The organism is Stenotrophomonas sp. AC248, assembly GCF_979258185.1.
Map to the genome: position 1 here is coordinate 4,475,001 of NZ_OZ409840.1, position 11,479 is coordinate 4,486,479.

An 11,479-nucleotide genomic window follows, 5' to 3' on the forward strand; every position below is an offset into this window, starting at 1 on the left:
ATCCTTCCTGCAGGCGCCTTCACAAGATACCTGCGCATACTGTCAAAGAACTTTGGAATCGGCCTCAGCGCCTTCTTCCGTTTGCCCCGACGTTTCCGTCGTTGCGAGCCGCCCATTATAGACCGGCTTATCTGCTTCGTCAACACCTTTTTTCAAGGCCGTTTCACCGAAGCGAAACGTTGTTGCCGATGCCGCTTCGTCGTTTGCCCCGAGAGGCTTTCGTCGTTGCGAGCCGCCTATTATGTCAGGCTTTTCGTTTCCGTCAACACCTTCTTTCGAAGCTTGTTGCCGTCGCTGCGGGTGGGTGTTCACCGGGGTGAAGACCGCGTCGCAGCGAGGGAGCGAATACTAAAGACTTCTGAAAATTCGTCAAGGCTTTTCTTCGATCTTTTTCATCGACGCGTCATCAATGCGTGCTGCTCATCTGCAAGCGCGGCAGCACGCGCGTTGCGCGTGCTGCCGCAGGCTTGCTAACAATGCATGTCTTGTCGTCAGGGATGCATGTGATGTCTGCAGTAGCCAAGCGTTCGTTGTTGCGCGATATGTCGTTGCCTTCGTTGATGGCTGGCTTCATCACCGTGTTGGTGGGCTTTGCCAGTTCGGCGGTGATCGTGTTCCAGGCCGCACGCGCGATGGGCGCATCGCAGGCGCAGATCGCCTCGTGGATGTGGGCGCTTGGACTAGGCATGGGCATCACCTGTATCGGCCTGTCGCTGCGCTACCGCGTGCCGGTGGTGACGGCATGGTCGACGCCGGGCGCGGCCATGCTGGTGGTGGGCGCCGGTGCGGTGGGCTACAGCGATGCGATCGGTGCGTTCGTGCTGGCCGCAGTGCTGGGCATGATCGCCGGCTTCTCGGGGATCTTCGCCCGGCTGATGCAGCGGGTACCGATGGCGTTGGCTGCGGGCATGCTGGCCGGGGTACTGCTGCGCTTCGGTCTGGAGGTGTTTGTGTCCATGCAGACGCAGCTGGGCATGGCACTGGCGATGTTCGCCACCTGGTTGATCGGACGCCGGCTGTTCCCGCGCTATGCGGTGATCGCCACGCTGCTGGTGGGTATCGCCGTGGCCGCCGGCCAGGGGCTGCTGCATATGCAGGAGGTTCGCCTGCAGCTGGCCACGCCGGTGTTCACCTGGCCCACGCTGTCGTGGGCGGCAGTGATCGGCGTTGCCCTGCCCTTGTTCGTGGTGACCATGGCGTCGCAGAACATCCCGGGGGTGGCGGTGATCCGTGCCTCCGGCTACGACACACCGGTGTCCCCGGTGATTGGCTGGATCGGCGTGGCCAACACGCTGCTGGCCCCCTTCGGTGCGTTCGGACTCAACCTGGCGGCGATCACCGCCGCGATCTGCATGGGCCGCGAGGCGCACGAGGATCCCGCGCGCCGGTACACCGCCGCGGTGGCCGCCGGCGGCTTCTATATCGTGGTGGGCCTGTTCGGGGCGACGGTGGCGGCCGTGTTCGCGGCCTTCCCCAAGGAACTGGTGGCCTGCGTGGCCGGCATTGCCCTGTTCGGCACGATCGCCAACAGCCTGTCGATGGCGCTGCGGGAAGAAGCCGACCGCGAGGCGGCCCTGGTGACCTTCCTGGTTACCGCCTCGGGGCTGTCACTGGCCGGGATCGGTTCGGCCTTCTGGGGGCTGGTGGCCGGTGGCATCTGCCTGCTGGTGCTGCGACCCGCGCGCGCCTGAGCCGGCTCAGGGATCCAACAGGAAGGACAACGCACCGATCACCACGATGTAAATGGCCATGCCGACCAGTACCGCCGACCAGCGGGTACCGCCCAGGCCAGCCAGTGCGGCGTGCTGCGCGGGCGCGTCACCGGGATGACGTGCCTCGGCCAGCGCGATCATCCGCTGGGTATGCCGCAGATACAGGTGATTGCCCACCGAACCGGCAGCGACGCTGGCCCCCAGGGTGATCACCAGCGATACGCTGTCGCTGACATCGATCAGGGTTTCCAGGATGGACAGGACGGTGAGCGCGCCGATCCACATGGCCGCCACCGCATACATGCGGCGGTACAGCATCCAGAACGCGCCAAACAGGAAGGCGGGCCAGTTCCAGGCGGTGGTGCTGCCCGCCGTGCCGTCGGCTGTGAGGTCCAGGCGCCACTTGCGGCGATACACCGGGAAGTTGGCGCCGACGAAGGCGGCATACGCCTGTTGGCCCGCCGCCAGGGGTTCCTGCACAGGCAGGGCGGTGGAATCGAAGGCCGACGCCGGCGCAGCGTAGGGATCCTGCGGCCGCTCGACCGGCGTCGGCGCGGGCACCGCCAGATCGGCCACGCCATGCAGGGGCTGCCACTGGGCCATGCCCTGGCGCCAGACCAGCGTGTCGGCGGTGATCTGGCCCTGCGCAAGCAGCTGCTGCAGCTGCGCGGCGGGCACCGGTCCCTGACGCTGCTGCTGGTGATCGGCGTAGTACCACGGGGTATCGGACATGACTCGTTCCTTGAGGGAAAGGCACCGGTTCGCCCGTCCGGGCGTCCGGCTGACGGATTACAGGGGGAGTACGCGGAAGGTCTGGGTGAGCGTGTGGCTGGCGCCGGCAGGCAGGGTGACCACGTCCGGGCCGGCGTTGGCGGCCTCCAGGCAGACGTAGTTGCGCCAGCCTGCACCGACGTCGGCCATGCCGGCCGCCCCCGCCTGGCCCGGGTTCCAGGCCACCAGCGAGCGGCTGCCCTGGGTGGTGATCTCGATGCGCCGCTTCAGGCCCGGATCCTTGAGTACGTAACGGCCGGCGGCGCCGGTATAGATGCGGTCGCTGCGGCCAGGATCGCGCGGGTCGCGCAGGTTCCAGTCGCCCTGCTGCACGCGCGGGGTGGCGTAGTTCTCGAACTTGTCCAGATAGGTGAGGCCGTCCAGCCCCTGTACGTCCACGGCCGTGGCGTCGTCCACCCGGAAGTAATTGTGCAGGGCCTGGGTGAAGCTCACTGCCTGGCTGCCGGTGTTCTCGGTGATCAGGCGCTGCTCAAGCGTGCGGCCGATGCGCAGCTGCATGGTCAGGCGCAGGGCCAGGTTGTCCAGCGGCGGCGGGGCCAGGGTGAGCAGCACAGTGCCGTCGGCCTCGCGGCGCGCCTCCTTCACTGTCCATGCCACGTTGCGCACGAACCCATGCGAGGGCACATCGGTGCCCTGCCCCTGTCGCCCGAAGTACGGCCAGCACACCGGGCTGCCGCCGCGGATCGGGGTGGGCAGCGCCTGCGCGCTGGGTGACAGCCACAGGAGGTCCTGGCCGCCCTTGGGGACATAGGACAACAGCTGCCCGCCGAACACCGCGATGGCCGCGCTGGCAAACGGGGTGTCCACCTTCCAGACAGGGAAGCCCTGCACGGTGCCCAGGCTCAGGCCCTCGACCTTGGGCAGGGCGGCGTTGGGGCCAGCCGCGGACTGCACCAGGCGGGCGTGGTTGGGCGGCAGGGTGAACACGGTGGATGCGGGCATGGCAGTCGGGGAGATGGAGGTGGGAGGCGCACTGCGCAAGGCAGTGAGGATGCGTTGGCCGGCGCGGCCGTCGGCGGTGGGCCAGCCGAGGCGCTGCTGCTCGACCTGGATGGCGCGGCGGGTGGCGGTGCCCACCATGCCGTCGGCGGCACCGATGTCGTGGCCGCGGGCCAGCAACAGGCTCTGCAGTTCGCGACGCTCGCGGCGGCCGATGCCGGGGTCGTCGGTGGGCCACGCCGCCACGGTGCCCGCACCGCCGCGCAGGCGGTCGGCCAGGGTGGCGATGGCCAGTGCATAGCTTTCGGCGGCGTTGTAGGCGTAAATCGCGTCGTAGTTGCGGAACACCAGCCAGGCCGGCCCTTTGGCGCCGGTGGGCAGCAGCAGCGCGGCGTTGCTGTCGTCGGGCAGGCCGGCCGGGGCCAGCGCACCGCCGCCGACCGGGGCGATGCCCAGTGCGCGCCAGCTGGCCAGCGGTTTGCGCTGGGTGCGCCCGGCCAGCGCCGGGTTGAAGCCAGACGGGAGGCGGACTTCGACTCCCCACGGCTGGCCGGTGCGCCAACCGGCCTTGGCCAGATAGTTGGCGGTGGAGGCCAGGGCATCGGGAATGCTGGCCACCAGGTCACGCCGACCATCGCCGTCCCCGTCCACGGCGATACGCGCGTAGGTGGACGGCATGAACTGGGTGTGGCCGAAGGCACCGGCCCAGGAGCCGGTGAGGCCTTCAGCCTGCAGGTCGCCGGCGTCGAGCAGCTTGAGCAGGGCGAGCAGTTCGCCGCGGAAGAAGGGCTGGCGGCGACCATTGCACGACAGCGTGGCCAGCGACTGCAGCAGTGGGCGCTTGCCGAACACGCGGCCGTAATCGCTCTCCACGCCCCACACCGCCACGATGGTGGCCGGGTCGACGCCGTACTGGGTGGACACCCGGTTCAACAGGTCGCGGTGCTCGAGCAGACGCGCGCGTCCGTCGTCGACGCGCTGGCTGTCGACCAGCGCGGCCAGGTAGTCCCACAGCGGCGTGGTGAATTCCGGTTGCGCATCGAGCAGCGGCAGCACGCTCAGATCCGGGGTGAGGCCAGCAGTGAAGCGGGCGAAACCCGCCGCACTGATGCCCTGCTTGGTCGCCTGCGGTTGCAGGGTGGCCAGGCAGCGTTCGAAGCTGTCCTGCGCGGCGGCGCTGGCCGTAGCGGTGAGCAGTGCCAACGCGGCAAGGGACAGGCCCAAGCGGCGCAGGACCGACGGCGATACCGGAAGACGGCGTGCGGGCATGATCACCTGCGGGCAGTGGAAGAAGGCATGCCTGCAGCATAGGTCAATGCGTGACCAGGCAGGCATCATCCGGACAGATCCTGCATCAGCAGGGTCAGCACCGATACGCGCTGCAGCAGCGCCGGCCGCTGCGCAGGTCCCATCGCCGCATGCAGCTCACGCAGCTGGGCCGCGGTCTGGCGGTAGCCGGCCAACTGCAGGCGGTGAGCCTGTTCCTGTACGCGCTCCCAGCCGCCGCTGTGCTGGTGGCGAAGGCCCTGCTGCAGCAGCAGCGCCAGCTGCTCCAGGGTGTCCAGCAGCGGGGTCGATCCGGCGGCGTCAATGGCCGGCACCGGCAGCGGTGCGACGGGCGGATGGACCTGCGGGACCACGGCCTGGGTGTCGGTGAGCAGCGCCGTGGGTTGCATCACCAGCGCCCCACCCTGCAGGTGCACGTTGCCGGCCACCGCCCGCAGGGCACCGTAGTGGCCATGGAGTACGCGGGCCAGCACGTCCACCGCGTCCGGCGCGGCGGCGCGGTGCGGGTGCAGCAGCCGCAGGCCGGTGCCCTGGCCGTCGCGCGCGACCAGCTCGGCATGCAGGGTCTGGGTGACCGGATCCCAGCCGACATGCGCCGCCTGCAGCGCGTCGACCTGCACCACATGGAAGGCGGCTGGCGCCCCACCCGCGATGCCGGCTGCCGCCACCCTTGGCTGGGTGAAGGCCGGCGGCTGCCGTGCCAGGTGCGCGGCCAGCGCCGCCGGGTCGGGATGGCGCAACGGTGCCCCCAATTCGTCCCAGGCGCGGGGCGACAGCGGCAACAGGCCGGTGTGCTGCCGTTGCGCGGCGACGTTGATGGTGCCGTTGGCGCTGCGCGTGGCGCGCTGGGTGATCACCTGGCTGGCGGCCAGCTGGCGCAGCGGATGGCCGGCGACACGGCGTTCGCCGATGCGCGCCGGCGCCTGCGCCTCCAGCGGCCACTGCCGTGCCATCACGGTGACCGACTGGGTGTCCGGGTCGGCCCACAGCACGCTGGCGCCTTCCTCGCGTTCGTCGCGCCAGAGCGCGGCGCCCAGCGAGACCAGGCGCAGGCGGTCCAGCGCCACCTCACCGTTGACCCCGATCCCCAGCACCTGCGCGGCAGGCAGCGCCGGGGCGGCCTGGCAGGCCAGCTGCGCCGCCGACTGCAGGCGCGCCCACAGTCCCACCACCAGATCCAGCAGGGCGAGCGGTGCGAAACGCGTGCTGCGCGCCTGCCGCGCCTGCAGCAGGTGGCGCAGCTCGGCCAGGGCGTCGTCGATCCAGCACCAGCCCTGCGCCTGGGCCCGGGTGCGCAGCGCCTGGATGCGTGCCGCGAGGGCGATCAGCGGCTGCGCACCCCCATCGAGCCAGAGCGACAGCAGCAGCGCCTCGATGTCGGCATGCAAGGCCTGGGCGGCAGCATCCCAGCCACTGGCGGCATCGGACGCCGTGTCGGCACTGCGCAACTGCAGGGTGTGCGGTGCCTGCAGCGGGCCCAGGCGCTCGGCTTGGGCGAAGGCCAGCACCGCCAGCACCACGTGGACGCAGTTGCCCCCTTGGCGGCAGTCACAGCGCGCGTGTGCGATGGAGCCGCGGGCGAAGAAGCGCACGCTGCACATCGGCAGCTGCGCACTGGGCGGGCTGTCCTCGCCGGCCCACGGGTGCACGGTGATCACCGGGGCGTCCTGACGGAGCCGCTCGGCCTGGTCCATGACCCCGGGAGGCAGCGCGGCGGCCAGCGCCGGCAGGTCGAACTGGGCCGGGCTCCAGGACGCGGCGGGGGCGGCAACTGGCGCGGCGGCATCGGCGTGGTTTGCCGGCGATGGCGCGGCGGCGGCCGCGCGGGCCTGCCAGGCCAGCACCAGGGTGACCCGGTGCCGGCACATGGCCGAGGCGGTGCAGCTGCACTGGGCATCGCGCAGGGTGCAGCCCACCGGCAGGCGCGCGATGCAGCCGTCGTCGTACGTGGCGGTGACGGTGCCGCTGGCGTCGATGTCCAGCGCCGGCGCCACGCCGGCGGCCAGATCCTTCTGCGCGCGCTTGACGAAGCCCGGGTTGGCCAGCGCCATCAGCGCGGCCGGGGTCAGCTCCAGCAGGTCCTGGCGCGGATTCATGCCAGCACCTTTTCGGCCAGCCAGGCGGCCAGCTCGCCCGGCGTCATCGCGGCAATGTGCGCGCCGACCTTGACCAGCCGTGCTGCGGTTTCGCGGTCGTAGCTGGGATTGGCCTGCGCATCGAGCGCGGCCAGCCCAAGTACCTTGGCGCCGGATTCGACCAGCGCCTTGACCCGGCGCACCAGGTCGCCATCGGAGCCACCCTCGTAGAAGTCGCTGACCAGCACCACCACGCTGCGTGCCGGATTGACCACGCGGCCTTGCGCGTAGGCCACCGCACGGGCGATGTCGGTGCCACCGCCCAGCTGCACCTTCATGAGCAGTTCGACCGGGTCGGCCACATCGGCGGTGAGGTCGACCACGTCGGTGTCGAAGGCGATCAGGTGCGTGCGCATGCCTGGCAGCTGCCAAAGGCAGGCGGCCATCACCGCGCTGTGGATCACCGAGTCGACCATGGAGCCGCTCTGGTCGATCAGCAGGATGATGTCCCACGGCTCGGCCTGGCGACGGCTGCGGCTGAAGAACATCGGCTGCTGCACGTAGAGCTTGCCGCTGGCCGGGTCGAAACGCTGCAGGTTGGCCGCCACTGTGCGGCGGAAGTCGAAGTTGCTGGCGATCTGCCGACGCGAGCGGCGCCGTCGGTCACGGGTGCCGCTGAAGGCCTGGTGCACCTGCGTGGCCAGGCGCTCCATGATGCGCCGCACGACCTCGGCCACCAGCTTGCGGGCGGCGGCGAGCACCTGCGGGTTCATCAGGTGCTTGGTATGCAGCACCGCGCGCAGCAGGCTCTCCGATGGCGCGATGCGTTCGAGCACCTCCAGGTTGGTGACCACTTCGTCGATGCCAAAACGCTCGACGGCATCGCGCTCGAGGCGCTCGATCACCTCGCGCGGGAACAGCCGGTGGATGTCGTTGATCCAGTCCGGCGTGGTCAGCTGCGATGCACCGCCGCCGCCACTGCGCTCACCCCGCAGCGCGCGGTCGCCATCGCGGCCGTACAACCATTCCAGCGCGGCGTCGGCGGCCTGGGCGTCCTCACCGAGCGCACCACACGCGGGCTCGGCCGGTTCGCCAAGGAGCAGGCGCCAGCGCTGCAGGGGGTCGGGGATGTCCAGGCTCATGGCGTTGCCTTCTGCACCGGCGTGATGCCCCAGCGCGCGAGCGCGGCCAGGGCCTCCGTTTCGCGCTGCGCGGCGCGGGCCAGCACGTCGGCCGGCGCCTGCCCCGGCACTGCCGCGGTAAGCACGCGGCCGGACAGGTGGGCGGCGCCATGCAGGGCAAGCATGCGGGTGGCCAGCGCGCCGCGCTCGCGTGCCGGCAGCCAGACGAAGGCACTGCGCAGCGCCGGCAGGGCCAGGATGAAGTCGTCGGGCTGCAGCGCCTGCACGAGCGTGTCCAGCGCGGCGGTGAACGTCGGCTCGCTGGCCAGGCGGTCACGCGCCAACGCCAACAACCCGGCCAGGGCATCGCCCATCTGCGCAGGGGCCAGGCCCTGCAGCAAGGTCATGGCCTCCTCGGCAAGCGGAGCCACGGCCACGCCCACGCGCTCACGCAGCCCCACCAGTGCACCCAGCGAGGCACCCCGGCTGACCGCGGCCGCCTGCGCGTTGGCCAGCTTGCGCTGCCATACCGCCAGCGCCCGCGCCGGCGCAGGGATCGGTGCGGCGCTGTCGCCGTGTTCGTGGTCGGCCAGGCTGTCGGTGATGATCTGGCGCAGCGCGAGGTGGCCGCGCACGTGTGCGTCGGTGTCTGCAGTGCTGACCTGGCCTGGCGCTTCAAGCAGCCACAGCGCACGGTCCAGGCCGGGCCCGAGCAGTGCCTTGAGCATCGGTGCCTCCTGCATGCCCAGCATGTGCCCATGTCGGCGCAGCAGGTCCAGCTCGCCCAGCGCCGGCGCCAGCACCTCGAAACGGGCTTCGCTGGCGACTGCCGCGGCCAGGTCATCGAGCACGGCGGCGCTGACCGCAGGCAGCGCTGCCCAGGCGGCGCGATTGAGCAGCGGGACCAGCCCGGCGATACCACGGTCGGCATGGCGCAGCGCGTCTTCCAGGCGGGCGCGGGCGGCATCGCCGACGGTGGCGCCCCAGGCGCCGGCTTCGATCAGCGCCGCGTGCTGCTCCACCGGCCGGGCCAGCGACCAGCGTTCTTCAAAGGTATCGCTGATGGCCTGGGCCGGGCCGTGGGTACGCGTGATGCCGGGCACCTGCAGCAACAGCAGGCGGTGCAGCAGGACGCTGCGGTGGCGGTCCTGCGGGTCGAGCAGATCCAGCTGGCAGCCCTGGCCCAGCGTGAGCCCGTGGGCGTGCAACTGCGCGGCCAGGTCGGCCAGCAGCGGCGGTTGCGGGGTGTGGGGATCGAGCAGGCCGCTACTGTCGCCGGCCAGTACATCCATGATCTGGACCAATACCGGATCAGTGCCGGCACGCAGCCGACCGCGGTAGGTCCACGGCAACGGTGCGTCCAGCGCGTCCTTGACCAGCGCCCCGGCCAATGCGTCCAGCCAGTCCACGCGCTGCGGGCGGGCGTGTCCGCGCAGCCGCGCCAGGCCATCGGCGCGCAGGCGCGCGGCGATCAGGTCGGCGGTGGAGGCCGGCAGCCCGCGCCCGCGCAAGCGCGCCATCACCTGGCCCAGCATGTGCGCGTCGGCACCGGCACCGTGTTCCCACTGCCACTGGTACCAGCCCGGCGACGGCATGCCCGAGGCATACCCGGCAAAGGCGTCGAGGCGCTTGAAGGTGTACGGCACCAGGAACGAGCCGTGCCGCACCGGGCCGTCCGGGCCGGTGGCCGGCACGGGCACCTCGGGCGGCGCGCTGGCCGGCGGTTGCTGCGCCCACAACCGCTGCAGGGCGGGCGCGTGGTAACCGCCACAGACCACCAGCACACCGTGGCGGCCGTCGCGTGGCGGCTGGCGCATGGCCCAGGCGATCCAGGCGGCCATCATCTGTTCGCGTTGCTGGTTGCCCAGCGAGCCGCGATCGTCGCCGCGCAGGTGGACGAAATAGGTGTGCAGGCGTTCGTGCAGGCTGTCGCCGGCCTCGTCCTGCTCGAACAGGTGGTCCCACAGCGCGTCGCGGCCCTGCACCGCCAGGCGCTCGCCGAGCGCGCGCTCGTAGGCATCGGCGCGCGCTTGGTGGGCATGGTCGGCGCTGTCGGCGTAGCGGTTTTCCAGCGCAGCGAAGGCGTCGTCCCACGCCGGCAGATCGATGAAGCGCACCTGCGCGTCCACCTCGCGTCCCACCACCAGCGCCTGCCATTCCGGCGAGTGCTCGGCGAACGGGGTCCACGATCCGTGGTGGCTGGCGTCGTCGGAACGATGGCTGTAGATCGCCAGCGGCAGGCGATGGTCCAGATGCAGCTCGTCCAGGCGCGGGTTGAAGTCGGCCGGGCCTTCGATCAGCACGAAGGCCGGGCGCTGGCGGCGGATGCGCGCGGCCACCAGACGGGCGCAGGCCGGGCTGTGGTGGCGTACACCGATGATGTCGGGCTGGTCGCTCACGGCAGGCGGTGGCGCGCCTCGTAGTACGCGCGCCACGACGGACCCTGGCGGCGGGCGACGGTGTGTTCGAAATACCGGCGCAGCTTGGCGCGGTCCTCGGCGCTGTCCTTGACCACGGTGCCGGCGATGCACTCGACCAGGTCGGCCGGTGCGCCTTCGCGCTGCTCCAGGAACCAGGCGCGCACGCCCACCGCGTGGGCGACGTTGACCGCCTCGGCGGTGGACATCACCGCTGACAGGCGATCCATCGGGGTGTCGCTGCCCTGCCCTTCCTGCGCGCCGCCGGTACGCAGGTCGCGGAAGGTGGTGACCAGCAGTTCCAGCACCGGCAGCGGCACTGCCGCCGGAATGCCGCTGCGTTCAAGCAGGCGTGCCGATGCCTGCTGCACCAGCTGCAGCTCCAGGTCGAAGTCGAGGATGGCCGCGACGGTTTCGAAATCGAAGCGGCGCTTGAGCGCGGCGCTCATTTCGTTGACGCCGCGGTCGCGGGTATTGGCGGTGGCGATGATGTTGAAGCCCTCGCGGGCATACAGCATGGCGTGCTCTCCCTCGAGCTCGGGCACGGCCATGACCCGGTCGGACAGCATGCCCAGCAGGCAGTCCTGCACTTCCTGCGGAGCGCGGGTGATTTCCTCGAAGCGCACGATGCGGCCATCGCGCATGCCCTGGTACAGCGGCGCGGGCACCATGGCGCGCGGGCTGGGACCTTCGTTGATCAACAGGGCGTAGTTCCAGCCGTACTTGATCTGGTCTTCGGTGGTGGACGCACCGCCCTGGATGGTCAGGGTGGACACGCCGCAGATGGCGCTGGCCAGCAGTTCGGACAACAGCGACTTGGCGGTGCCCGGCTCGCCGACCAGCATCAGGCCGCGGCCGGTGGCCAGGGTGACCAGCATGCGTTCGATGCTGGCCACCGGGGCCACGACCTTGGCCTGGATGCCCAGTGCGGGATCGCCCAGGATGAAGGCGCGCGCGGCCCGCAGGCTGAGCGCCCAACCCGGCGGGCGCGCATCGCGGTCGTTCTGGCGCAGGCGGGCCAGTTCGTCGGCATGCAGCACTTCGGCGGGCGGGCGCTGCATCGCGGCGGCGGCGGGCGCGGGGGAAACGGAAGACGGGGCCATCGGGGTATCCGGTTGCACGCACGCGCAGCGCGC

At 70.8% G+C, this 11,479-nt stretch carries 8 protein-coding genes (1 of these 8 running past the window's edge); 2 read left to right on the forward strand and 6 right to left on the reverse strand.

Annotation, left to right across the window (positions count from 1 at the left end):
* Positions 1-474, forward strand: partial view of a hypothetical protein gene (locus tag ACZ0AE_RS20025; protein ID WP_463601986.1) — the 3' portion only. The gene continues 81 nt to the left of window position 1, outside the view; 474 of the gene's 555 nt are visible here — the last part of the coding sequence; its start codon lies off the left edge, out of view; the stop codon is at positions 472-474.
* A 32-nt stretch (positions 475-506) separates the two neighbouring features.
* Complete coding sequence (locus tag ACZ0AE_RS20030) at positions 507-1,691, forward strand: benzoate/H(+) symporter BenE family transporter (RefSeq protein WP_038692739.1); 1,185 nt, start codon at positions 507-509, stop codon at positions 1,689-1,691.
* 6 nt (positions 1,692-1,697) lie between these two features.
* Here the strand turns inward: ACZ0AE_RS20030 and ACZ0AE_RS20035 are convergent, their stop codons facing one another.
* From ACZ0AE_RS20035 to ACZ0AE_RS20060, 6 genes are all read right to left on the reverse strand, one after another.
* Positions 1,698-2,444 carry a GYF domain-containing protein gene (locus ACZ0AE_RS20035; protein WP_463601987.1) on the reverse strand — a complete coding sequence of 249 codons (747 nt, stop codon included), beginning with the start codon at positions 2,442-2,444 and terminating at the stop codon, positions 1,698-1,700.
* A 57-nt stretch (positions 2,445-2,501) separates the two neighbouring features.
* Positions 2,502-4,712, reverse strand: a complete 2,211-nt coding sequence (locus ACZ0AE_RS20040) for a lytic murein transglycosylase (RefSeq protein WP_463601988.1) — start codon at positions 4,710-4,712, stop codon at positions 2,502-2,504.
* A 65-nt stretch (positions 4,713-4,777) separates the two neighbouring features.
* Positions 4,778-6,826 carry an SWIM zinc finger family protein gene (locus ACZ0AE_RS20045; RefSeq protein ID WP_463601989.1) on the reverse strand — a complete coding sequence of 683 codons (2,049 nt, stop codon included), beginning with the start codon at positions 6,824-6,826 and terminating at the stop codon, positions 4,778-4,780.
* Complete coding sequence (locus tag ACZ0AE_RS20050) at positions 6,823-7,947, reverse strand: VWA domain-containing protein (RefSeq protein WP_463601990.1); 1,125 nt, start codon at positions 7,945-7,947, stop codon at positions 6,823-6,825. Before ACZ0AE_RS20050 ends, ACZ0AE_RS20045 begins: the two co-directional genes overlap by 4 nt.
* The gene (locus tag ACZ0AE_RS20055) at positions 7,944-10,325 is read right to left on the reverse strand and encodes a DUF5682 family protein (RefSeq protein ID WP_463601991.1); all 2,382 of its coding nucleotides are present in this window, start codon (positions 10,323-10,325) and stop codon (positions 7,944-7,946) included. Before ACZ0AE_RS20055 ends, ACZ0AE_RS20050 begins: the two co-directional genes overlap by 4 nt.
* Positions 10,322-11,446 carry an ATP-binding protein gene (locus tag ACZ0AE_RS20060; protein ID WP_206663146.1) on the reverse strand — a complete coding sequence of 375 codons (1,125 nt, stop codon included), beginning with the start codon at positions 11,444-11,446 and terminating at the stop codon, positions 10,322-10,324. The genes ACZ0AE_RS20055 and ACZ0AE_RS20060 overlap by 4 nt, the downstream gene beginning before the upstream one ends.
* Between the last annotated feature and the right edge of the window lie 33 nt (positions 11,447-11,479).